Consider the following 22972-nt stretch of genomic DNA (forward strand, 5'->3'; position numbering starts at 1 on the left):
TTAGATACCATGTCGCACCGCACTTTTTCTTACAGCCTTTTAAGGGCTTATGTTCGTTTTTGGCACAATACTATTTTTTATCGTCAAGTAGAAATTAAGAATTTTCCGTCGCATTTATCGCCAGATGCGCCGTTGTTGATTATTTCCAACCACCAAAATACCCTGATGGATGCCTTGGCGATTGTACTCAACGTCGGCAAACGCCAACCTTACTTTTTGACCCGAGCCGATTTGTTTAAAAAAGATACCGTTCGGAAATTATTGATGTCCCTAAAAATGCTACCCGTGTATCGTTTGCGGGATGGAGTGGACGAAATGCAGCAAAATGACGAAATTTTTCAAACCTGCGTCAATATTTTAAGTACTGGCGGTACATTGGCGGCATTTCCCGAAGGAAACCACGGCGTTCAGTATCACCTTCGGCCGTTTAAGAAAGGACTGGCGCGTATCGCTTTTCGGGCAGAAACAGAGCACGATTGGAAGGTGAATTTGCAAATCCTTCCCTGCGGATTGTACTATTCGCATTGCCAAAAAATGGGGGAGAGGCTAGTGCTAAATTTTGGTGAGCCTTTTAAAGTAAGCGACTATCGGGCTGATTATGAGCAAAATCAGCCACGCACATTGACCCAAATTACCCGTCGGATGTCGGACGAAATCAAAGCATTGATGTTACACATTGATGACTTGCCCCACCACGATACGATAAAATGGTTAACCGACAAAGAAAGTCGTAAAGTGGGGGATATGTTGACTCATATTTTACAAAAATCGGAAGAGCTTTCGAGTCTAAAAGTCAATGAGCCAGAGGTATATGCCCAAAAAATAGAAGAGGCATCGGCGGAGAGAAAGCGGCTTTCGTGCCAAGGAATTGAGGCTGAGATTGCGGGACAACCCCAGCCTTCGTTCGTTGCTTTGCTGTTGAAAACCTTGGGAATGATTGGTACATTGCCTATTTGGCTTTATGGTACAATCAACAGCGGTATTGCTTACGGGATTCCTTTTTTGATGACAAAAAAATTAAAAGACCCGCAGTTTTCGAGTGCATTTAGGATTGTACTTTTTGCCCTTGTTACATTTCCTTTGGTATGGTTGCTGCAAACGGGCATTGTATGGGCTGTAACTGATTTTAAAACCGCCGCCGTTTATGCCCTTTTGCTGGCTCCTACGGGCTACTTTGCGCACCGTTGGGCGCGTTGGTGGAGCGAGACGATGCAGCAGTGGAAACTTCGTTAGAAGTCGGTGGATGACTTGCTGATGTCCATTTTTTGAATCCAAATATTTCGATATAGCACGTCGTGGCCTTCGGCTTGTAGTTTGAGGCCACCAGGCGTATCGGTAATGCCTTTTCCGCCGTCGTTCCCTCCGTCAATTCCTGAGTTAGGCCCGCCCCACACTTGGTTAATGTGTTGATTTTTATGTACTTTCTTGCCGTTGAAATACATTGTTACAAGGGCTTTTTCAACGAGTTTTCCGTCTTTGAAACGAGCCGCTCTAAACACAATATCGTATGCATTCCATTTTCCAACGCCATTGTAGGCATAATAAGGGGAAGGCGTTTCGTTGATGACCGCTGCCATTCCGTGCGAAGTAGTGTCACCGTCAAGCACCTGAATTTCATAGCGATTTTGAAGATACACCCCGCTATTTCCCCCAGGTTTTTGAATCAAAAACTCAATGTGCAAACGAAAATCGCGGAATTTCTCCTTCGTTACAATGTCGGCCGAACCATACTTCCCGCCAGCTGCTGCGGGGTCATTGGTGTTTAAGGCCGTTCCTTTGTCCACAGGGTCATTCACGATAAACCATTTGATGGGCAGGGTGGCAGCTAGGCGTGGGCCATCCCAATACGTCCATTTCTCATCCAACATTTGGCGAGAACCATCAAAATAAACCTCTGCTTTTTTGGGAGCTTTAACGCCAACACCTACTTGGGCAGCCGATTGGTAAGAAATAAAAGCAGACAATGCTGCGATGACGACAGGTTTAGAAAATTTAAAATTCATGTTGAGAGGTAGTTGAATTACTTTCAAAAGCGCCAATTCACGCTTTCTACTTCAAAGCGGCTTCATAGACAAACAGGGTAGAAGCGGCATCGTCGTCGGGGACAAAATAGGCGCGCAGGCCCTTTGCCGTTGATTCGATGTAAAATGGATTGTTGGTCATGGGCGCACCCGTAGGCGACCAAAGTAAAAGTGGAACCTGAAAAACGGGCCGATTGTCGGTGAGGTTGACAATTTCTAATCCGCCCAAACTAAGCGTTGTCCCATCGTTTTTTTTGAATTTTTGCAAACCGCCGCAGAGCATAAGGTTTGGGCTTATTGAATGACAATCTTGGTAATCAATATAAAAAGAAGGATTGCTAATGCGTTGTTTTTCAGGGGTATTTGTGGAGGTAATTACTGCCCCAGTTTTATCTAAATTCCAGTGGTAAAAATGGCGAGAACCCCAACTTGCACCCGACAGCGTTTGGGATGAAGGGGGATGTACAATAGCGCCAATGTGGTCATCAAACCGCATTACTTCTTGGGCGGTTAGTGACTCTGGTTCTACTTTATAAATGATGGAGCGGCTGTTGGGTCGGTATTCGGCGACGGGCACCCAGAGGTACTTTCCGTCAAAATCAATACCACCAGGGTGATACATAGCGCCTTCGCCGATGGTAATTTTGCCCAATAATTTACCCGTAGCGTCAAATTTAAAAAGGTGTCCAACTCCTTCGCCACCATCACTTGAATCGCGGCGTTTTCGGGTTACTTCGACTGAGCTCATGTAAAAAAACTCCCCAATTTTGACCATTCCTTGGGGGTGAAAACTAGGGAATTGTAGCCGAATAGCGGCAGTTTGCGACCATTCGGTGGCTGGGCGCAATTGCTTGATTTTTTCGATAAGGGAATGTTGGGCTAAAAGCTGACTCGTGATGAGCCAAAAGGAGAGTAGGTATTTCATGCGCGAAAACTTTACCAGAGAAAGTACGCCGCCAGCGAAATCTTTGCGCTATTTTTGAAAAAAATCAATCCAATGATTCCAGAAACAACCTTAGCACTTGCCCAGCAACTTTGGGATTATCACCATGTTAATCAGAATCTACAAAAATCAGACTGTATTTTGGTATTAGGAAGTCACGATTTGCGCGTGGCTGAGCGGGGGGCTGAATTGTATTTGCAAGGATGGGCACCTTTACTTATCATGTCAGGTGGGCTTGGAAGGCTTACCCAAGAAATGTGGTCGGAGCCAGAAGCCGATAAGTTTGCAAAAATTGCCCTCGAAATGGGTGTTCCCGAGGAAGCGCTTTTGATTGAAAACAAGTCAACCAACACGGGAGAAAACATTTTATTTACCCAGCAATTATTACAAAAAGAAAACCTTGCCCCAGAGCGGTTTATTGTCGTACAAAAACCTTACATGGAGCGGCGAAGTTTTGCCACTTTTAAGAAACATTGGCCAGAAAAAGAGTTGATTGTTACCTCACCTCAACTTTCGATGCAAGCATACCCCACTGCCGAAATTACGTTGGAAGAAGTGATACATATCATGGTAGGAGATCTTCAACGCATCAAAGTTTACCCAGAAAAAGGGTTTCAGATTGAACAGGAAATTTCCAAAGAGGTGTGGGAGGCGTTCGAGAAACTGGTTTCGTTAGGCTTCAACAGCCACCTTATTGGCGGATGATTTCCGATTTTGCCACTTCTTTTTCATCCGTTCTACCCAAATGATATAAATGTCTTTATCAAACAATCGGGAATCTTTGAGGGCGCGGTCGGCAAAGTACATACCTACAAAAAACAGAATAGTGTTTGAAAACCAAGCCCCGACGGGTACCCAAACCAGGCCATCTTTGGCCCATTTGTCGCCTTGAAGGGTAAGTACATAGGATAAAATAAACAACAAAACCGACACTAAAACGGGAATACCAAAGCCCCCTTTTTTGATAATAGCGCCAAGTGGAGCACCGAGCAAAAACATGATGAAACACGACACCGCTTGGGTGTATTTGTGGTGCATTTCTAGGTCATAGCGGTACCATGCTTTCCCTTTTTCGGTGATGTAAGTTTTATTACTTTCGGCGTAAGAGCGAATATTTTGGGCTTGACTCAAAGCGGTTGCTAGGACTTGTTCTTTTTCTCCAGGAATGACAATGGCCTTTTTCTTTAACAAAGAGTCCACCCATTTGCCAAATTTTGGCGTGGTATTTTTAGCCATGGTTTCGGCACGGAAAGCATAGCTAAAATATTGTTTTGACTGAGGAAGGAGGCCATCCCTGCTTTTGCGGTATTCTTTTTTGAGCGAATCTGCTACTTTGCGCAGTTCTTTGGCATCTTTCATGTACTCGTGGTACTGAAATTGGTTCTCGTCGGTACGTTTGAGGCCAAAAGATTCCAAGCTTACCACCATTTTATAATGCCCAAAGTGCGAACGAGTAAATTGCCCGCCACTGCTTGGAGAAGAAAAAGAGTTGGCGGTTTGGGCTGCCTCCGAGTATTGGGTGCCGTTGAAAAGCTCAAACACCAAATAGCTTTTATCGTTGATGGTGTACATCAAGCCCGAATCGGCTAAAATCACTTCACGGTTTCCTGCATTGTAATCATTGACATTGTGGCGATACACGACCAATCCTTTGAGACTTCGTTCGTTGGGCGCGGGGAATTTTTTGTCCACCTTAATGTTATGTCCTGGAAGGTCATTGTAGAAAATACCTTCTTTAATATTAAGGGTAGCTTTGGCTGTTTTAATATCATAGAGCAGACTGTACCCTTTCAAATTGGCCCAAGGTGCTACCTTATTGTTATACCAAAATGAGAAAAGAGTGATGGCAATTACCATGACCATGACTGAGCGCATGGCACGCCAAGTAGAAATGCCCGCACTTTTAATGGCTGTTAGCTCAAAAAATTCACCCAAGTTTCCGAAAGTCATGAGCGAAGAAAGGAGTACTGCCAGAGGGAGCGCGATAGGGATGGTTATGAGGCTAAAAAAGACGATGAGTTTAACATAGTTTAACAAATCAATGTCTTTGCCGACGAGTTCATTGAGGTATTGGGAAATGAGGCGCATCAAAAAAATGAAGACCACAATGCACAACGTCAACGCAAACGGCCCTAGAAATGACCGTAAAACTAGCTTATCAATCTTTTTCATGCACTTTTAACTGAACCTCGGCTACAGATACCTAGCTTCCTACAATTTCTTTGAGACTATCGATTAAACCATCCCAAAGGTCTTTTAGTTCTTCGCTGTCGGTGTTTGTAGAGTAGTCGGTAATGCGCAAATAGGTCGAACCCGTCAAATCGCTTACCTCTACCTTAAATTCGATATAATTGTTATCGCGGTTATTATCGCTGGTGTTTAAGAACTCAAATTTGGCACTTTTATTGAGCCGAAGCGAGGTTTGTTCGGCAATGTGGCTTTCTTTATCCCAGATAAAATCGAAGCTATGGTTAGGTTTTACATTTACTTTTTCACAAAACCATTCAGAAAGTCCCGATGCTGTACTCAAGTACGGGAACAACATTTTAGGCGAGGCGCGGAGCTCGTATTCGTTTGAGTATTTGAATTTTTGCATAGCATGTGCTTTTTGTTCGGTCTTAAAGGTAAGAAAAGTCTTTTACTTAGGTAATTACCTTCCCCAACAAAGAGGCAAAATAGAAACTTCTTACAATTATTCAAAATGTGTTTGCGTAATTAAAATATTTATTCTACTTTTGCACCACCAAAACGATGGCGGGGTAGCTCAGATGGTTAGAGCGTAGGATTCATAACCCTAAGGTCGGCAGTTCGATCCTGCTCCCCGCTACACTGATTATGAGGCCGTTACGATGAAAATTCGTAGCGGCTTTTTTTGTTATTGTGACATAATTACATCATCTTATTATTTCACTTTGTACAAATTTTACTCAGAATAATTTTATCTAATTGCGGTAAGTGAGTGCAACGGAGTCAAATTTTTTCAATTATTTTAACATTTCTAACGTTAAATCGTCAAAATAAGCGCTTCCTTCGCAATCTCCAGCAGTAAAACCCAAACGACAAGTGATTTTTAGGTATCCATCACCTGAGTTGAAAGGAAGCTGTATCAATGTCCAGTCGTTGGTGCCTTTTAAATCTTTACTGCGAGGGGGAAAACTAGGGTTACTCGTGCTAGTAACCACACTCAAATTAGCTCCCACGCCATTTGAATTGGTTTGCGTAGTGATGTCCTGAGTTTTGATCCAACCCTTCAAAATATAATTAGTATAGGGTATCAACCGAATGGTTTGATACACTTGTAGGTCGTTGCTTTGTACTGACCCATAGGCGGGACCTGAATATATTTTGATGCAATTTGAGCCATTTCTCCCTTGCCCTTTGAGCCATGAGAATACGCCTTGGCCAATGTTCCAGCCTGCTTTTAACCAAGGCATGGTTAAAGTACTACTCACAAAGCTTACGGAGTCTTCAAAGCTGCTATTGGAAAGTGGAGAAAAGTAGGGTTGCAAATTGACCGTAACTTGCGCTTCTGAGCAGGAGGAGGGATTGCTTCGGTTGCAAATGGAATAAACAAAGCGATCGGTTCCGCTTTTTTCGTTGGAAAAGTAACTGAGGCTGCCATTCGGATTGACCGTTACTGTTCCTTTGGTAGGTGTGGTTACAAGGATTGGTAAGGAGATTTGAGTTAGATTCGTTACTGCCGTACCATCGGGATTTTGATCATTATTCAAAACGGAAATAGTTTGAGCTACCCCGCCACCCGCATACATATTGTCAATGTGGGCGATTGGCTCACTGCACCCTTTTAAGAGGGCTGTAAACGTACTTCCTCTTTGTGCCTGAAAGCCTGGCAACAACGTAACGCTATTATTGGCTATGTATAATCCATTTGTTTGATTAGGTATATTTTGCGTGGAGATAAGCGTACCAGCTGTCCGCTCAATCCCTGATATGTTCGTACTTGTAAGTGAAACAGTATCGGGAATTATCGCCACTGTAAAAGGCGCACTTGTCAGACTGTTACAGCCATACGTGCAGGTGACGGAGTAAATAGTGGTAGCATTTGGTGTGACCAAAATGGAAGCGCTAGTTTCACCCGTAGTCCATAAGTAGGTGCCATAACAACCATACGCAGTTAATGTGACCGACGCGCCTGGGCAAACCTCAGGGATGCCGCTGATTGTAGGTGCATCTACGCCGCAGGTATTTCCATTATTTCCGCTAATCGGACTTGAAATGGCAGAAGCTCCATGAACATCTGTCACCCGAATGCGCGACATGTAAGGCCCTGATTGAGGGATTTGATAGTCGAAATAGTGAGCGTTAAGAGGAGTTGTATCAAAAACACCATCATTGTTGACGTCAAATTCAACTGTGAAGGAGTCGCCGTCGGGGTCTGTGGTTGTTGTTGCGTCAAATCGAGTAAATGACCCCGTGTTTGCAGCTGTTGGGTACAGAAGTTTTAAAAAGGGCTTAGGCGCCTGATTCCCCCCAGTTACATTGAGGGTAAAGACAGAAGAAACCTTCCGATTTCCTTGCCGATCACACATTGAAATATAAAAATTATTGTTTTGCCCTGCCGTAAAATATGGGGTTTTAAACGTGGCCATTACCGAAGTAGGATTCGAGGTGGATTTCTCAAATACCAATTCATCAATAACATTTCCTTGGTAGTCGAATAGTTGTGCGTAAGAAATACTGTCAGCATCAGCTGCATTAAAACTTATATAGAGTAGCCCATCCACAGGAGAGAGGATATTGGAAGTTAGCAAAGTGAGGCTTGGGGCAGAATTTACGGTTTTGATTCGGTTGAAATAATGGCTTTCGTTCAGTTGAACCGATGAACCATATTCCAATCTAGTGTATTCTTTAGGGTAAAGTGTTGGAAAAAAACTCCCACGTATTCCCCTTAATCCGTTATACATTAATCCTCCAAAGGCATTATTGTCGTGGCGAGCATCGTGACTGAGCCCGAAAGCATGTCCCATTTCGTGGCACAAGGCTCCTAAATAGGACGATGCTACTGAGCTGAAGGTTTCTCCTTCAAACCACATAAAAGAGGTATTTTGCACCAAGGAATAAGGCCCCCATTCGGGTACCGTCTGACCAGCATAAGGGGTGTTATCCAGTAGTCGTTGAGGGTTAAATAATTGTATAACGGTGCTGCCTAACTGCATTAACCCCGAATTTTTTCCACTTCCTCCTCCTCCTCCCAAAGCCAAACCGCCATAAAAACTGCCATCTGGATTTTGTACGTGCGTTTCGGGAATCAATATCCATAACTCTCCCTCAAAATCTACGGTTAATCCTACATTTTTGGCGGCGACCTTTGTTCGTTCAAAAAGCACATTGCCACTTCCTCCCCACAAGTAATCATCAGTTTCTGGGACATTGACTAAGTGAATTTTGGGCCTTGGAGATTCTTCTTCGGTTTCATAAATAAACGTTTTTGACCCGAAACCATTTTGGAGCATGTTGTTACGGTACCACATTTGCGCCATTTCAACCGCGAATTGAAGATTTTCCTTATAGTGGGGTTGAGGAGTGCGGTTGGAGGGAACGACATACCCTATTCTAACTTTTGCAGGAGGCAAAGCTGGTACGCCAGTCCCGAGAGTTTTATCCATCGACAACGGCTGTTCAGCCGCAAAGATTCTGGCGGGAATTGTAACCGATTCGTGCCTTACTGAATCACTCAGCAAGGGGAGTTGAGCCGTGATTACAGTTGTATTGTATAGAGTAAGCAGAATTACAATCCAAATGGCTATTTTAGGCACCCAATACTTTTTCATAAATCCAGCATGTTTGTGAAACGGCGTGATACAACCTACGTTCTGTAAGAGAGTCTAAACTAAGAGAAAGTAAATCATCATGGTATGATGCAGGTCATCTTTGGACTACTGTCGTAAATTTTTGTACTGTATAAAACATGAGGCTTACTTTAGCAAAAGAGTCTATTAGTAGTGTAACTTTGAAGCGTTTTTAAATGATAATTCACAATGAGACAGATACCACGCGTAAAAATTTGTTGTATCAGTAGCGTGGCCGAAGCGCGTCTTGCGGTTGCGTACGGAGCGTCTGCGTTAGGATTGGTGGGGAAAATGCCTAGCGGGCCTGGCGTGATTACGGATGACCTTATTGCCGAAATTGCTCAGCAAGTGCCACCCCCAATTTCAACTTTCCTACTAACGAGTGAGACGTCGGCTGCTTCCATTATTGAACACCACCAAAAAGTGAATACAACGACGATTCAGATTGTTGATGCCTTAGCAGAAGGAACGTACCGACAAATTCGGGCGCAATTGCCAGCGGTCAAACTCGTGCAAGTTATTCACGTGATTGACGAACGAACTGTCGAGGAAGCCATTGAAGTTGCCCAACACGTTGATGCTTTGTTGTTGGACAGCGGCAATCCTAACCTTCAAGTAAAAGAACTTGGGGGAACTGGGCGGGTACACAATTGGGCGCTAAGTCGGAAAATTCGCGAAAGTATTTCAATTCCTTTGTTTCTTGCAGGGGGGATTCGGGCGGAAAATGTGCGTGAAGCGATTGAAACCGTTGAACCGTTTGGCTTGGATTTGTGCAGTAGTGTTCGTTCCAACGGTCAATTAGATGAACAAAAGTTGTCCACCTTCTTTGAAGCTGTGTTTGCGTCTAAATAGTTTTCATTTGGCTTAAAAGCGCACGGTACTAACCGCTGAAAGCTGACTGCTAACTACTTATATGAAATAGGGGTAAATACTTTTTGAATTGTCTTTGCATTAAAATTCGTTGGAAAACGTTAATTTAGTGGAAACAAATTAATCTAATTAGCTATGAAAACCCGATTCACACTTTTAGCCATCTTTTTGGTGCTTACTACCGTTTTAAGTAGCTGTTTTTATTCAGGAGGATACCGTTCGCGGTATTATGACCCTTATTATGCACCCCGCCCTTACGTTCGGGTAGTGCCACCGCCGCCAGTGTATCGCCCTCGGGTTTACGTAGCCCCACCACGGTACCGCCCTCCACATCGGTACGAAAGTCGTGGACGTTATCAATACCATCGGGGTAATCGCAGACGTTGGTAAATAAAAGACCGATTATAAATTTTTGACATGAAAAAGATATTTTTATTGATGCTTTTGGGGCTAATGCTTGAATTGCCGACCGCCCAAGCAAAAACAGCTTCGATGGCCGAAACGACGACCATTGAAGCTGCTTCTGATGCAAAAACCCTGCGTAAGAAGAGACGAAACCGCCAACGTAAAGGCTTTATGTGGGGGCTATTTCGTAAACGCAATGCCTGCGATTGCCCTAAACATTGATTGCTAACTCGCTTTTTTTAGCCAAAATGTCGTGGTAGGCTCCTTCCCAAAGCGCGAGTCTTTGTTCTAAAGAGGCTACCACGGCTTCTTCGGCTTCTTGCCAAAAAGCGGCATTTGTGCCACACAAATTTTCAGTCATTTGAATCGCTAAATGACTATGATGGTCGCCATCTACTTCAATGTGACGTTCGAGGTAATATTTAAAAATTGAGATGTTGTCGGGAGCTGTTTGGTTTAAATCATTGACCATCGAAACAAACATATTTGGTATCAAATCTTCTCGCCCAAACGTAAAGACCGCTGCTTGAAGGTGGTCTTTTTTGCTGTTAATAACATCAAAAGTATGCGTCACAAAGTTTGCGGCAGCGGCGGGTGTACCTGCAAGCTGAAACGCATTTGAAAGTTGCCCCGAAGTCAAAAAGTGTTGGATAAAATCTAAAACGGGTTGGGTGTCTGCTTTGGCTTGGTGCATGGCATCCAAATAGAGTTCAAAGTGACTTTTCCGATTGCCTTCCATGTCAACATCAGATTCTTCTCCTACCACAATTTCATTGATAAGAAAACGAGTATCCGCTGATCCTTTCGGATACCAAGGGAAAGTTGTGCAAGTCAGTGATTGTTGTAACGATTTTAGGAGCGACATAAAATCCCAAACGGCATAGACATGATACTGCATGAAGATTTTTAGGTCGTCGATGCTGTCGATAGCAGCATAAATCGGGTGGTTAATAATTTGTTGGCGTAGTGGCTGAATTCGTAAGTTGATTTGTTCAATGGAAGGATTCATACGTACATGAAAATGGTTTCTTCTTTCCTAACTACGTTTTTTACAGGAAGATGGTTTTAGAATTTTTGAAAAAATAAGAATAGTAGAAACAAAGAATGACACAAAAAGGCATGAGAATAGGGTAGGGTTGATTTTTTAAGATAAGTGGAAATGTCTAAAATTTTCAATAAAAAGTGATACATTTGAAAATACTAAAACCAACCTTTTTTGATTTATGAGAACAATTGATTCTTGGCTAAATGAGTACGGAGAAAGCCACCAAAACCCTACCAACAAGCTTGTACATTGGATATGTGTGCCTGCCATCTTTTTTAGTATCGTGGGTTTATTGTACGGAGTAAAGCTACCTTTTGCCATTACCGAAACGCTCCAGTTAAACCTTGCGATTTTGATTCTAGCTTTTGTAAGTATTTATTACTTCCGTCTTTCGGTGACTCTGGCAGTTGGTCTTTTGTTCTTTTCAGGGTTTTGCCTGTATTTGGCACAACAGATAGAAAACCAAGGCTTTACGCTTTGGAAAGTATCAGTTACTATTTTTGTAATAGCGTGGATAGGGCAATTTTGGGGACATAAAGTTGAAGGTAAAAAGCCTTCGTTTTTTAAAGATTTACAATTTTTAATGATTGGGCCCGCGTGGCTTATGCACTTCATCTATAAAAAAATAGGCATTCCGTACTGAGCAATTATCTGACTTGTTGGTAAGTAAATGATTTGGTGAAAATGAATGGATTTGAGCGTCAAAAAAAGATATACCTCGACGGTGCATCGGGTTTGGTTTCTGCGATTCCTGTTGATAATGCCCTTTTAGAAAAAAAAGCACTTGGTGCTATGTCGCCCAAAGCGGCTGCGTATATTGGGGGTGGAGCTGGCCACGGTAGTACCATGGCTCAAAACCGTGCGGCTTTTGAACGATGGCGGGTGTTGCCCCGAATGCTTCGCGATGTGTCGGTGCGAGATACCAGTATTAATTTGTTTGGCCGAAAACTACCTTACCCACTTTTATTGTCGCCGATTGGCGTATTGGAAATGGTTCATCCTGAGGCCGATTTGGGAGTAGCTAAGGCGGCAGCAGAGCTAGGAATTCCCTATATCTTTTCCAATCAAGCATCAGTACCAATGGAAAAATGCGCGGAGGCGATGGGTTCGCAACCGCGCTGGTTTCAGTTGTATTGGAGTAAGTCGGATGAGCTCGTGGCGAGTTTTGTAGAGCGGGCCGAAAAATCAGGCTGCGAAGCAATCGTTGTTACCCTCGACACGACCCTTTTGGGCTGGAGAACCCAAGATTTAGAATTGGCTTATTTGCCATTTATTCACGGTCTCGGCATTGCGCAATATACTTCTGACCCCGTGTTTAGAAAGTTGTTAGACGAGCCAGATGCCGCACCTGCGCCAAAACCAACCATCACTTTTGATGCCATTCGTACCCTTTTTAGCGCGATTAGCCATTATCCAGGTAGTTTTTGGCAAAACGCTACCTCGGGTTATCCCCGCAAAGCCGTCAAAAAATTTATAGATATTTATACACGGCCATCGTTGACGTGGGAGAATTTAGGGTATTTACGAAAATGCACAAAACTGCCCATTCTGTTGAAAGGAATTCTTCATCCCGATGATGCGCTGAAAGCCCTAGATTATGGCCTAAATGGGATTGTGGTATCCAACCACGGTGGTCGGCAAGTCGATGGTGCCGTTGCGACGATGGACGTGCTGCCGCAGATTGCCGAGGCACTGCATGGCCGTATGCCTATTCTTATCGACAGCGGTGTTCGTGGTGGCGCTGATATATTCAAAGCGTTGGCCTTGGGCGCAACGGCTGTGTGCATAGGACGCCCGTACGTATATGGGCTTACATTGGGCGGAAGTGCAGGGGTAAAGGAAGTTTTATCGAATTATTTAGCAGACTTTGATCTTACCATGGCTTTGGCGGGCTGCCGTTCAATAAAAGAAATTGGGCGAGAGTCAGTTCTAAAGGTATAATTACTTTAGAAATCAGGGGAAAGAAAAAATTACACCCCTGATTTCTAAAAGCAGTTTCACGGATTAAAATTAGGCCACTACTCAAAAGCGATTGTTTTTCCCGACTGGCTACTTTCGAGGGCTAATTCCATCACTCGGGTGTTATTTCGAGCTTGTTGAGGTGTTACCTCTAATGGCACTTTATTGACAATCGCTTGATATACATTTTCGTAAAAAGGAGCATAATGCCCCGCTTGGCTCGGGATTATTTCAGCACCTGCCTCGGTATAAAGTGTTCCCCAAAGCTTTTCTGGTTCGCTTCCCCAATCTTCAGTATTAGGTAGCGCATTTTTGCGAAGCGTTTCTTCCTGAACATCCAACCCTGACTTAAAAAAGCTGCCTTTATTGCCATGAATAATGTAGCGAAGGTCGTTTTGGAACACCATCAAACTAGCTTTCAAAATGACGCGTTTGTCTGCATAGTTCATTTGAATGTCAAAATAATCGTCCGTTTCTCCGTCGGGGCGAATGGTTTTGATGGTGGCCGTTACGCTTTTAGGTGTTCCGAAAAGTACGAGTGCTTGGTCAATCAAATGTGGTCCCAAATTATAGAGATTACCCGCGCCCGCCGACGCCACTTCTTTCCACGTACCTTTGGCCACTTCGGGGCGAAAACGGTCAAAATGAGCTTCGTATTCTACAATATCGCCCAATTTATTTTCCCGTAATAGCGCCTGTATTGTCAGAAAGTCGGAATCCCAACGGCGGTTTTGATATGCCGTAATCGTGAGTCCTTTCTCTGCCGCCAAAGCAATTAAAATATCAGCTTCGGCAGTGGTATTGGTAAAAGGTTTTTCGATAACAACGTGTTTGCCAGCTTCCAAAGCCGCTTTTGCGTACGGGAAGTGGAGGTCGTTGGGGGTACAAATAAATACCAAGTCGATTTCTGAATCGGCCAAAAGCGCTTCTGCGCTGCCTACAACGGCAATAGTTGGGTCAAAATCGTGGACCGAAGTGGTGTTGCGTGTAACAACTTTTGAAAGTTTAAAATGCGGATTTGTGGCTAAAAAAGGGGCGTGGAAGTACCGTCCTGAAAGGCCAAATCCAATTAATCCGACGTTTAAAACAGGGGCAAGTGGTGAGTTCATGCGACTAAAAATGCGTTTTCTTTCTTATCGAAGCGTTTTTTACAACAAAGCTACTGTAAAGTTGGGGATAAAATACGTGCGAGCAGGACTACGGGCGTAGGATTAATTTGTACCTTTGTGGGCTCATTTTGAACAGCTTTTTACGAATGCAATTTTTTGAAAAAAATAAAACGTTGCTTGCCCGACTGGGCGTTTTTATATCGCTAGTGACGCTGTTGTTAGTGGTGCTTATTGGGGTTGAGTTTTTTGTGGGAAACGGCGATGGCGTTTGGTTTGACTACGATTTGCGCCTGATTGGCTTTCGCGTAGCCGCTTGGGCGGTGTCGTTGGTATCGTTGTCGCTACTCATCAGAAATTCATCACCTCTTTTACAAAATATCCTTCTTTCGGTGGTAACGATTGTCCTGGTGATTTTGGGTGTGGAAACGGCCGTTGGATGGATTCACGATGCGGGTCAAAAACAACCTACCACAGCAACGGGGCCCCAGTATGCTGGACCCGCTTATGATTCAAGTTATGCGTTTGACGAATTTTTGGGACGTAAGCCCATTCCAAACCATACCTTTATTTGGGCTAAAACACTGGACGGAAAGCCTTTTATTCAAATTCCGATGAAGGTCGATTCGTTCTCGCGGCGGATTACACCTTTTGCCGATTCTGCACAAACTGTGCGAAATAAATACGCGCTTTTTTTTGGGTGCTCGTTTACCTACGGAGATGCCGTACGGGACAATGAAACCATGCCTTATTATTTCCAAAAAGGCAACGCTGACGTTCAGGCGTACAATTATGGCTTCTTTGGTTATTCTCCACGACATGCACTGGCTCGTTTGCAGCACCAAAATGTTGTGCAACAAGTGGCGCAAAAAGACGGTATTGGGATTTATACTTACATCGAAGACCACGTCAACCGAGCTATTCCGTCAGTAGGCTGGATTGGTATGTACGATGGTTATTTTCCCGATATTGATGAAAAAACCATGCAAACGCAAGGGGTTTATCGGTTTGCACACCCTTTGAAATACCGTTTTGGAATGATGTTGTTTAAAAGCAAAGTTCGTCAGCATTTTGCGATGGATTTCCCTTTTGTGTATCGCCCGAAAGATTACGAATTGACGGCAAATTTGATTAAAGCAACGGAAGACGAGTACAAAAAGCAGTTTAAAAATGATAAGTTTTACGTGATTTTGTACCCCGATGCCTTGAAAAAGGATTCACCTATGCCTGCTCTATTGAAAGAACGGGGCATGAAAGTGCTGGATTATCGTCAACTTTTTCCCTATCCAGCAAAACAATACCAGCTTACGTACGATGGACACCCCAATCCTGAGGCACATCGGTTGTTGATGGAGCAATTGAGCAAAGATCTTAAAAAACAAGGCATACTTTAAAATGATATTGTTGAGCATCGAACGTTTTGGGTTAGAAGACATCGAACAGGTGGCTGCCAAAGTCCTGCAAGCTTGTGGAAACGAAACCATTTGGCTGTTGAATGGAGCCATGGGAGCGGGAAAAACAACGTTTGTGAAGGCGCTAGGGAAGGTCATGGGGGTGATGAATAACGTTCAAAGTCCGACGTTTTCGATTGTGAATGAATATATCACCGCCGACGGGGAAACGATTTATCATTTTGATTGTTATAGACTAAAAAATACGGCTGAGGCGTACGATATTGGGGTTGAAGAATACCTCGATTCTGGCTATATTTGTTTGATTGAATGGCCCGACCGAATCGAAGAACTTTTACCAGAAAGTTATGTAGAAATCCATATTTCGAGCCTGCCAGATGGGCTTCGGAAACTGGAGGTTCTCAAAAAAGCATAAATCAACAAACGTAAATCGACTAATTTGGACATGATGGGTTTTGGCGAATTGGCGCAACAAACAGCTTTGTATCCGCAAGAAGCGCTTGCCCCGCTCAAAACAAGCCAACAAAGCTTGTTGATTGGGCTTCCAAAAGAAATATCCCTGCAAGAAAATCGCATTGCATTGACGCCCGAAGCCGTGGCGATTTTGGTACGAAATGGTCACCGAGTCGTTGTGGAAAAGGGAGCGGGAGAAGGCGCACAGTTTCCCGATAATGAGTACAGCGAAGCAGGAGCGCAGATTGTGTTTTCGCCCCAAGAGGTTTTTACGAGTGATTTAATCCTTAAAATTGAACCCCTCGTAGAGCAAGAGTTTGGAATCCTGAAAAATGGCCAAACCATTATTTCGGCGCTCAATCTTCCCACCCGCGACCGTTCGTACTTCGAGCACCTCAATCAGAAAAATATTACGGCACTTGGCTATGAATACATCGAAGACCCCGCTGGTGGTCAGCCTGTGATACGTTCTTTGAGCGAAATTGCAGGAAGTACCGTCATGCTTATTGCTGCCGAGTATTTGAGTAGTGCCAACAAGGGGAGAGGGATAATTTTGGGCGGAATTACGGGAGTTCCACCCACCAAAGTAGTCATCATCGGTGCGGGAACCGTGGCAGAATACACTGCGCGTACAGCGTTGGGACTTGGGGCAGAAATCAAAATTTTTGACCAACACATTTACCGCCTTCAACGGCTGAAATATGCCATTGGACAGCACATTTATACCTCAATTATTGAGTCAGATACACTTTCGGAAGCCGTGCAGCGGGCCGATGTCGTTATTGGTGCCCTGCGCCCCGAAGATGGCCAAAATATTTACGTTGTTACCGAAGAAATGGTTTCAAAAATGAAACCCAACTCGGTGATTATCGACGTGTCCATCGACCAAGGAGGCTGCATCGAAACCTCGCGAATTACGACCCACAAAGACCCGATTTACCGACAATACGACGTCATTCATTATTGTGTGCCCAACATTGCATCGCGGGTGGCTCACACGGCAAGTGTTACGCTGAGCAACGTCTTTTTGCCTATGTTGTTGAAAATGGGTTCGTTAGGAGGCGTCGAGGAAATGATGTACGCGCGCCGTTGGTTCAGTAAAGGAGTTTATACGCATCGTGGTACATTGACAAATCCTTTTATCGCAAAGAAGTTTTCGATGCGACACAAAGATCTTAGCTTGCTTTTGGCAGCACGACTCTAGTCAGATTTTATTCGATAATCTGACCTTTTACATTCGACATTTAAAAAACATGATTAATCACAGCAACGAAAATACCTTAATGGATGATGCTAATTCACCCGAAGTGAACAAACAACTTTTGGGCATAGTATCACAAGATTTTGTCAAAGTTTCTGACCAACTCAAAGAAGCCTCTTATCAAATTCGTAAACGAGGTTTTTCCACACACCCGATTTTTGTGGCGGTACAAAAAGAGATAGAACTTGGGGTTTTGCTGATTGGAAAAACCGAGTTAGAAAACGAATGGTCGTACCGTGCTTCTATGTTAGACGAATTTATTCAACGCAACCTTGTGGGTCTTGAATCCATCGAATTGTTCAAAGAAAACTATAAAAACCCCGACGAATACTGCTGTTTATTTGTCATTCAAGGCGATTTTGCTGGCTTTATATTCATTCCATACCCCGAAGACTAAATTTATGAAAACCAATTCTGTACTTCTCTTTTTAGCGCTAGTTTTCAGCGCTTTGTTTGTAGGTTTTATCTCAAAAAACGACGAAGGAGCCTACCAAAATGAAATAAACCAGTGGCACCAAAAACGCATGGATGGGCTGAAAAGTGAAGATGGTTGGTTGAACCTAGCAGGTTTATTTTGGTTGAAAGAAGGAGATAATACCTTTGGAAGCGACGAGAAAAATGACATCGTTTTTCCAAAAAAAGCATCAAAACAAGTAGGGACGCTAGTACTCCGTGATGGTAAAGTGAGTTTCAAGGCGCATTCGGATGCACAGGTAAAATTGTTAGAAGCAGGTACTTCGCCCGAATTTGTATTTGAAGATGGTAAAACTACCACAATGCAGGAAGGTACACTGCGTTGGTTTATCATCAAAAGAGGACCCAAGTATGGAATTCGGTTGCGTGATTTAGAGCACCCTGTGTTGTCTCATTTTCAGGGAGTTGAGCGCTTCTCTGTCAATGAAGCTTGGAAGGTTGTGGCTAAATTGGAAAAGCCTAGCACACCACGTACCATTGCCATTACAGACGTTTTGGGGCTTGTAAGTCAGCAATCGTTGGTGGGTCATGCTGTGTTTGAGTGGAAAGGTAAAACGTATCGCTTGGCAGCCACAGACGCAGGAGGCGGACGACTGTTTATTATCTTCAAAGACAAAACTACCTCTCACGAAACCTACGGGGCAGGGCGCTTTTTGTACACCGACAAACCAGATGAGGCGGGTAATGTCATTCTTGATTTCAACAAGGCAATCAATCCACCCTGTGCCTTTAGTCCTTACGCGACTTGTCCATTGCCTCCTGCCGAAAACAACCTTGCAATCCGAATAGAAGCGGGAGAGAAAGATGCTAAGATGCACTGAGAGAAATTTTAGACATTAGGTTTGAAACTCATTGAAAAAACACTACCTTTGCGGGCTCATTTTCAATGAGTTTATTTTTATACACATTTAACAATTCTCAGTATGTTCACAAAACAGTATGAGATGGTGTTCATTATGACTCCCGTTTTATCTGATCAACAGATGAAGGACACCGTTGATAAGTTCCGCAAACTCCTTACCGATAACGGCGCGGAACTCGTACACGAAGAGAGTTGGGGGCTCAAGAAATTGGCCTACCCAATCCAAAACAAAAACACTGGTTTTTATCACTTGATTGAGTTCAAGTCGGAGCCTAGCCTTATCCAAACGGTTGAGACTGAATTCCGTCGTGATGAGCGCGTTATGCGTTATTTGACAGTTGCTATGGAAAAGCACCACGTAACTTATGCTGAGCGTAAGCGCAGTGGATTAGTTGGAAAAAAACAAACTGAAAACAACTAAGGAGGGCCAAGACATGACACTTGTAAACGAACCAATTGAGCGTAACCAAAATCGCAAAAAGTACTGCCGTTTTAAGAAAGCGGGTATCAAATTTATTGATTACAAAGACCCAAATTTCTTATTGAAATTGGTAAATGAGCAAGGTAGAATTTTACCTCGCCGCCTTACTGGTACTTCTTTGAAGTATCAGCGCAAAGTGTCGCAAGCTATCAAGCGTGCGCGTCACTTGGCTTTATTACCGTATGTAGCTGACCAATTAAAGTAAAAAACGGAAGGAGAAACTGACGATGCAAGTTATTTTAAGAACTGATATTGCTGGGCTTGGTTATAAGAACGACGTCGTTGACGTTAAACCTGGCTATGGTCGTAACTATCTCATTCCGCAAGGATTTGCGGTAATGGCGACCGATTCAAATAGAAAACAATTGGCCGAAAACTTGAAGCAAGCTGCGCACAAAGCAGAAAAACTCAAGAAAGACGCCGAAGACCTAGCTGCGGCTATTGGAGATATTACGCTTAACATCGCCGCGAAAGTGGGTGAAAGTGGAAAAATCTTTGGTCGCGTTACTAGCATTCAAATCTCTGATGCACTTAAAGCAAAAGGTTTTGATGTTGACCGTAAAAAAATCACTATCGAAGACGTGAAAGTTGTAGGTACTTACAAAGCACAACTTGACCTCCATAAAGAAGTGAAACACACTGTAAGCATTAGCGTAGCAGGCGAAGAATAAGTCGTCTCAGCAGATGTGGATAGACAAAAGGCGCGTTTCAAACGCGCCTTTTGCGTTTTTACCTACCCTTGTGAAGGTGGGTCGTTGGGAACGGCTTCGTCAGTTGGCGTTTTGCCTTTTATGCTGTCTAGCAGCTCCTGTAAAAGACGTTCTGCTTCGGGCGTATATTTCTTCAAAGCCTCAGAACCTTCCGTTTTGAGTTGTTCAAAATACTCAGGCATTTTATCCAGTGCTTGTTCGGCTTCTCCTTTGAGGTCGTTGGCTTTCGCTTTTAAATCCTCCAGAGTCTTTTCACCTTCTTCGGTTTGTAGGTACTTGTGTAAAGCTACGCCAGCAGCGGCGCCTAAAATGAACGTTGCTAAGTGTTTTGCATTGACCATGACTATAGGTAGTTTTAAAGATGATGACAGAAAGGTAAAGAATCCCCCAACTTAATACAATGACTTTCTACAGGAATGGATAAACTTGCTTTTCAGTGGATAACTTGAGTTTATTTAGATAAAGTCCAAACTGAATTCTATTTTATTTTGTTGTCTTAACCAAAAGTCATAAACTATTAGCAGTTAAATCAAACCGAATTTTCAACTGCAGGTCGATTTTTGACTTGGACTTCACTTATCTCTGTTTATGTTAGATATTCAAAAAATACGCCAAGATTTCCCAATTTTAAATGAGGTAGTTCACGGCAAATCATTGGTTTACTTTGACAACGCCGCCACTACCCAAAAACCCCTTCCTGTACTTGAGGCATTGGCCAACTATTACGGGCATTACAACGCCAATATTCACCGTGGTATTCACTTTTTAGCCGAAAAAGCAACCTCTGCTTTCGAAGCTTCGCGCCATAAAATCCAAACCTTTCTCAACGCGCCCCGCGTAGAAGAAATCATTTTTACCTACGGAACGACCGACGGAATCAACCTAGTTGCTCAATCGTTTGGTCGTACGTTTCTAAAAGAAGGGGATGAAATCATCATAAGCACCCTTGAACACCACTCCAATATCGTACCTTGGCAGATGCTTTGTGAAGAAAAAGGCTGCGTACTTCGGGTCATTCCCATCAATGATGCAGGAGAACTGCTCATGGATGAGTTTGAAAAAATGCTTTCAGAGCGAACCAAATTGGTGTCGGTTGTTCACGTTTCAAATGCGTTGGGAACCATCAATCCTGTGGCCGAAATCATTAAAAAAGCGCACGAAGTAGGAGCAAAGGTGTTGATTGACGGCGCGCAAGCTACGTCACACATTGACATTGATGTTCAGGCGTTGGATTGTGATTTCTACGTGTTTTCGTTGCACAAATTGTACGGCCCCACGGGCATGGGAGTGTTGTACGGAAAAACAGACATATTGAACGCCATGCCGCCTTACCGTGGTGGGGGGGAAATGATCAAAGAAGTAACGTTTGAAAAAACGACGTACAACGATTTACCCTACAAATTTGAAGCAGGAACGCCTAACATTGCCGATGTAGTAGCGACCAAAATGGCCGTTGAATACGTAGAGGAGTTGGGCAAAAAAGCAATTGCTGATTATGAACATGAACTCCTTGTGTATGGAACTGATGCCTTATCGAGTATCGAAGGCCTGAAAATTATTGGTACAGCTAAGGAGAAAGTAAGTGTATTGTCGTTTGTAATGGAAGGCATTCACCCGCAAGATATTGGGGTCATTTTGGACCAACAAGGCATTGCCGTTCGGACGGGGCATCACTGTACACAGCCGTTGATGAAACGTCTTGGAATTGTCGGAACTTCCCGCGCTTCTTTTGCCGTTTATAATACAAAAGAAGAAATAGATAAATTAGTAGTGGGGTTAGAGAGAGTTAAAAAAATGTTAAGCTAAACAAAAGTAGCGAGTTCATGGCTCGTTAAAACATAAATGACAATTAACGAAAAACAGGACGCTCTTATCGAAGATTTTGACCTCTTCGATGACCAATTGGAAAAAACCCAGTATATCATTGACTTGGGAAAAAAGCTGTCTCCGATTGCGGAGGAATATAAAACCGATGATAACCTCATCAAAGGTTGCCAGTCGCGGGTGTGGTTACATACCGAAATGCGCGGTGATCGGGTGTATTTTGAGGCCGACAGCGAACCTACTGCCCAAATTAGTAAAGGATTGGTGAGTTTGCTGATTAAAATCCTTTCGGGCGAAAAACCAGAGGATGTAGCCAATGCAGATTTGTACTTCATTGATAAAATTGGCATGAGTACCATCATCACTTCGCGTCGCGCAGGTGGTTTGGCCTCAATGATTGTACGTATGAAAGACTTTGCCCAAAAACAACTTATTGCTTAACACTTACGTATTATGTCTGAAGCAGAACTGAAAGAAGAAGTCGTCAAAGCCATCAAGCAAGTATATGACCCCGAAATCCCCGTGGACGTGTGGGAACTTGGCTTGATTTATGACCTTAAAATATTCCCTGTCAATAATGTTTATGTCGAAATGACCCTCACATCGCCATCGTGCCCTTCAGCAGGTACAATCCCTGTTGAAGTAGAACAAAAAATTCGCGAAATTGAGGGAATCAACGATGTTAGCGTTGAGCTGACTTGGGATCCGCCGTACTCGCAAGATATGATGAGCGACGAAGCCAAACTTGAACTTGGTTTTATGTAGCCGTCATTCCCCTCGGGGAAAAAATAACAAAAACTGTCAACTTAAAAACTGTAAACAGATTATGTATCCTCCACATTTAGTAGCTCCAATGCGGGCTCAATTGACCGATAACGGTTTTACTAGCCTAGAAACGGCTGAAGCAGTGGATCAATTTATGGCAAATGCCAAAGGAACTACCCTCGTCGTAGTAAACTCGGTGTGCGGTTGTGCGGCTGGTGCAGCCCGTCCAGGCGTGTTGGGGGCGTTGCATTACAGCGATGTGAAACCTGATAACTTGGTAACGGTTTTTGCGGGTGCTGACATCGAAGCTACTGCTAAAATGCGCGAGTATTGCTTGCCTTATCCTCCGTCATCGCCAGCGATTGCGATTTTTAAAGACGATGAATTGGTGCACTTTATTGAGCGCCACCACATCGAAGGACGCAATGCTCAAATGATTGGCGAACACCTCATTACTGCTTTTGAAGAGTTCTGCGGCGAAAAAGCTTAATTTATAAAATCTCCTAAGAAATCCTCTCCTCTTTGTAGCGAGAGGATTTTTTTATGGAGTTTGTAGTGGTTGGTTCTAAAC

Annotated in this window: 27 protein-coding genes and 1 tRNA gene; 20 read left to right on the forward strand and 8 right to left on the reverse strand. The window is 43.5% G+C overall.

Annotated features, from left to right (window positions below; genetic code table 11):
• Window positions 1-9: 9 nt before the first annotated feature.
• Window positions 10-1233, forward strand: a complete 1224-nt coding sequence (locus DTQ70_RS07360; protein WP_122930211.1) for a 1-acyl-sn-glycerol-3-phosphate acyltransferase — start codon at window positions 10-12, stop codon at window positions 1231-1233.
• On the opposite strand, the gene DTQ70_RS07365 is transcribed toward DTQ70_RS07360, so the two are convergent.
• Together DTQ70_RS07365 and DTQ70_RS07370 are read right to left on the reverse strand one after the other, a co-directional pair.
• Window positions 1230-2003, reverse strand: a complete 774-nt coding sequence (locus tag DTQ70_RS07365; protein ID WP_122930212.1) for a DUF1080 domain-containing protein — start codon at window positions 2001-2003, stop codon at window positions 1230-1232. The two genes, DTQ70_RS07360 and DTQ70_RS07365, sit on opposite strands and share 4 nt — an antisense overlap.
• Window positions 2004-2049: 46 nt before the next feature.
• Complete coding sequence (locus DTQ70_RS07370) at window positions 2050-2946, reverse strand: DUF6454 family protein (protein WP_122930213.1); 897 nt, start codon at window positions 2944-2946, stop codon at window positions 2050-2052.
• A gap of 72 nt (window positions 2947-3018) precedes the next feature.
• On the opposite strand from DTQ70_RS07370, the gene DTQ70_RS07375 reads away from it, so the two are divergent.
• Window positions 3019-3669 (forward strand): YdcF family protein, encoded by a 651-nt coding sequence (locus DTQ70_RS07375; protein WP_122930214.1) that lies wholly within the window; start codon window positions 3019-3021, stop codon window positions 3667-3669.
• On the opposite strand, the gene DTQ70_RS07380 is transcribed toward DTQ70_RS07375, so the two are convergent.
• Both DTQ70_RS07380 and DTQ70_RS07385 read right to left on the reverse strand, forming a co-directional pair.
• On the reverse strand, window positions 3637-5136 hold the full coding sequence (locus DTQ70_RS07380) for an LptF/LptG family permease (protein WP_122930215.1): 1500 nt from the start codon (window positions 5134-5136) through the stop codon (window positions 3637-3639). The genes DTQ70_RS07375 and DTQ70_RS07380 overlap by 33 nt on opposite strands.
• Window positions 5137-5167: 31 nt before the next feature.
• Window positions 5168-5560: an START-like domain-containing protein gene (locus DTQ70_RS07385; protein WP_028524527.1), complete on the reverse strand. Its 393-nt coding sequence runs from the start codon at window positions 5558-5560 to the stop codon at window positions 5168-5170.
• Window positions 5561-5717: 157 nt separating this feature from the next.
• On the opposite strand from DTQ70_RS07385, the gene DTQ70_RS07390 reads away from it, so the two are divergent.
• A tRNA-Met gene (locus DTQ70_RS07390) sits at window positions 5718-5791 on the forward strand.
• A 157-nt stretch (window positions 5792-5948) separates the two neighbouring features.
• Here DTQ70_RS07390 and DTQ70_RS07395 read toward each other — a convergent pair.
• A complete protein-coding gene (locus tag DTQ70_RS07395) occupies window positions 5949-8756 on the reverse strand; it encodes a 3-coathanger stack domain-containing protein (RefSeq protein ID WP_122930216.1) in 2808 nt (935 codons plus the stop codon).
• 207 nt (window positions 8757-8963) lie between these two features.
• Here DTQ70_RS07395 and DTQ70_RS07400 point away from each other — a divergent pair, with 207 nt between their 5' ends.
• The 3 genes from DTQ70_RS07400 to DTQ70_RS07405 all read left to right on the forward strand — a co-directional run bounded on the left by DTQ70_RS07400 (window position 8964) and on the right by DTQ70_RS07405 (window position 10271).
• Window positions 8964-9626 carry a phosphoribosylanthranilate isomerase gene (locus DTQ70_RS07400; RefSeq protein ID WP_122930217.1) on the forward strand — a complete coding sequence of 221 codons (663 nt, stop codon included), beginning with the start codon at window positions 8964-8966 and terminating at the stop codon, window positions 9624-9626.
• A gap of 153 nt (window positions 9627-9779) precedes the next feature.
• Entirely contained in the window at window positions 9780-10034 is a 255-nt protein-coding gene (locus tag DTQ70_RS30625) for a hypothetical protein (protein ID WP_164489913.1), read from the forward strand.
• A 27-nt stretch (window positions 10035-10061) separates the two neighbouring features.
• A complete protein-coding gene (locus DTQ70_RS07405) occupies window positions 10062-10271 on the forward strand; it encodes a hypothetical protein (protein WP_164489914.1) in 210 nt (69 codons plus the stop codon).
• Here DTQ70_RS07405 and DTQ70_RS07410 read toward each other — a convergent pair.
• Window positions 10261-11058 carry a DUF3050 domain-containing protein gene (locus DTQ70_RS07410; RefSeq protein WP_122930219.1) on the reverse strand — a complete coding sequence of 266 codons (798 nt, stop codon included), beginning with the start codon at window positions 11056-11058 and terminating at the stop codon, window positions 10261-10263. The genes DTQ70_RS07405 and DTQ70_RS07410 overlap by 11 nt on opposite strands.
• A gap of 214 nt (window positions 11059-11272) precedes the next feature.
• On the opposite strand from DTQ70_RS07410, the gene DTQ70_RS07415 reads away from it, so the two are divergent.
• Together DTQ70_RS07415 and DTQ70_RS07420 are read left to right on the forward strand one after the other, a co-directional pair.
• A complete protein-coding gene (locus DTQ70_RS07415; protein WP_122930220.1) occupies window positions 11273-11737 on the forward strand; it encodes a DUF962 domain-containing protein in 465 nt (154 codons plus the stop codon).
• Window positions 11738-11778: 41 nt separating this feature from the next.
• Window positions 11779-13035 carry a lactate 2-monooxygenase gene (locus DTQ70_RS07420; protein WP_122930221.1) on the forward strand — a complete coding sequence of 419 codons (1257 nt, stop codon included), beginning with the start codon at window positions 11779-11781 and terminating at the stop codon, window positions 13033-13035.
• 77 nt (window positions 13036-13112) lie between these two features.
• Here DTQ70_RS07420 and DTQ70_RS07425 read toward each other — a convergent pair whose 3' ends face one another.
• Window positions 13113-14162, reverse strand: coding sequence for an oxidoreductase (locus DTQ70_RS07425; RefSeq protein ID WP_122930222.1), 1050 nt, complete (start codon window positions 14160-14162; stop codon window positions 13113-13115).
• Between the two features lie 146 nt (window positions 14163-14308).
• Between DTQ70_RS07425 and DTQ70_RS07430 the strand changes: the two genes are divergently transcribed.
• The 8 genes from DTQ70_RS07430 (at window position 14309) to rplI (ending at window position 19773) form a co-directional block, all read left to right on the forward strand.
• A complete protein-coding gene (locus DTQ70_RS07430) occupies window positions 14309-15553 on the forward strand; it encodes a hypothetical protein (protein WP_122930223.1) in 1245 nt (414 codons plus the stop codon).
• Window position 15554: 1 nt separating this feature from the next.
• On the forward strand, window positions 15555-15986 hold the full coding sequence (tsaE, locus tag DTQ70_RS07435; RefSeq protein ID WP_164489915.1) for a tRNA (adenosine(37)-N6)-threonylcarbamoyltransferase complex ATPase subunit type 1 TsaE: 432 nt from the start codon (window positions 15555-15557) through the stop codon (window positions 15984-15986).
• Window positions 15987-16016: 30 nt separating this feature from the next.
• A complete protein-coding gene (locus DTQ70_RS07440) occupies window positions 16017-17228 on the forward strand; it encodes an alanine dehydrogenase (RefSeq protein ID WP_122930224.1) in 1212 nt (403 codons plus the stop codon).
• A gap of 49 nt (window positions 17229-17277) precedes the next feature.
• On the forward strand, window positions 17278-17682 hold the full coding sequence (locus DTQ70_RS07445) for a hypothetical protein (RefSeq protein WP_028524481.1): 405 nt from the start codon (window positions 17278-17280) through the stop codon (window positions 17680-17682).
• A gap of 4 nt (window positions 17683-17686) precedes the next feature.
• Window positions 17687-18580, forward strand: a complete 894-nt coding sequence (locus DTQ70_RS07450) for a DUF1684 domain-containing protein (protein ID WP_122930225.1) — start codon at window positions 17687-17689, stop codon at window positions 18578-18580.
• 102 nt (window positions 18581-18682) lie between these two features.
• On the forward strand, window positions 18683-19042 hold the full coding sequence (rpsF, locus tag DTQ70_RS07455) for a 30S ribosomal protein S6 (RefSeq protein WP_028524478.1): 360 nt from the start codon (window positions 18683-18685) through the stop codon (window positions 19040-19042).
• A 13-nt stretch (window positions 19043-19055) separates the two neighbouring features.
• Complete coding sequence (rpsR, locus tag DTQ70_RS07460; RefSeq protein ID WP_028524477.1) at window positions 19056-19307, forward strand: 30S ribosomal protein S18; 252 nt, start codon at window positions 19056-19058, stop codon at window positions 19305-19307.
• A 22-nt stretch (window positions 19308-19329) separates the two neighbouring features.
• Entirely contained in the window at window positions 19330-19773 is a 444-nt protein-coding gene (gene rplI / locus DTQ70_RS07465; RefSeq protein ID WP_028524476.1) for a 50S ribosomal protein L9, read from the forward strand.
• A gap of 62 nt (window positions 19774-19835) precedes the next feature.
• Here the strand turns inward: rplI and DTQ70_RS07470 are convergent, their stop codons facing one another.
• Window positions 19836-20153, reverse strand: a complete 318-nt coding sequence (locus tag DTQ70_RS07470) for a YtxH domain-containing protein (RefSeq protein ID WP_122930226.1) — start codon at window positions 20151-20153, stop codon at window positions 19836-19838.
• Between the two features lie 247 nt (window positions 20154-20400).
• Between DTQ70_RS07470 and DTQ70_RS07475 the strand changes: the two genes are divergently transcribed.
• From DTQ70_RS07475 to DTQ70_RS07490, 4 genes are all read left to right on the forward strand, one after another.
• Window positions 20401-21618, forward strand: coding sequence for a cysteine desulfurase (locus tag DTQ70_RS07475; RefSeq protein WP_122930227.1), 1218 nt, complete (start codon window positions 20401-20403; stop codon window positions 21616-21618).
• 36 nt (window positions 21619-21654) lie between these two features.
• The gene (locus DTQ70_RS07480; RefSeq protein WP_122930228.1) at window positions 21655-22077 is read left to right on the forward strand and encodes a SufE family protein; all 423 of its coding nucleotides are present in this window, start codon (window positions 21655-21657) and stop codon (window positions 22075-22077) included.
• Between the two features lie 12 nt (window positions 22078-22089).
• A complete protein-coding gene (locus DTQ70_RS07485; RefSeq protein WP_028524471.1) occupies window positions 22090-22401 on the forward strand; it encodes an SUF system Fe-S cluster assembly protein in 312 nt (103 codons plus the stop codon).
• 61 nt (window positions 22402-22462) lie between these two features.
• The gene (locus DTQ70_RS07490) at window positions 22463-22891 is read left to right on the forward strand and encodes a BrxA/BrxB family bacilliredoxin (RefSeq protein ID WP_122930229.1); all 429 of its coding nucleotides are present in this window, start codon (window positions 22463-22465) and stop codon (window positions 22889-22891) included.
• Window positions 22892-22972: the final 81 nt, after the last annotated feature.

It is taken from the genome of Runella sp. SP2 (assembly GCF_003711225.1).
GTDB lineage: Bacteria > Bacteroidota > Bacteroidia > Cytophagales > Spirosomataceae > Runella.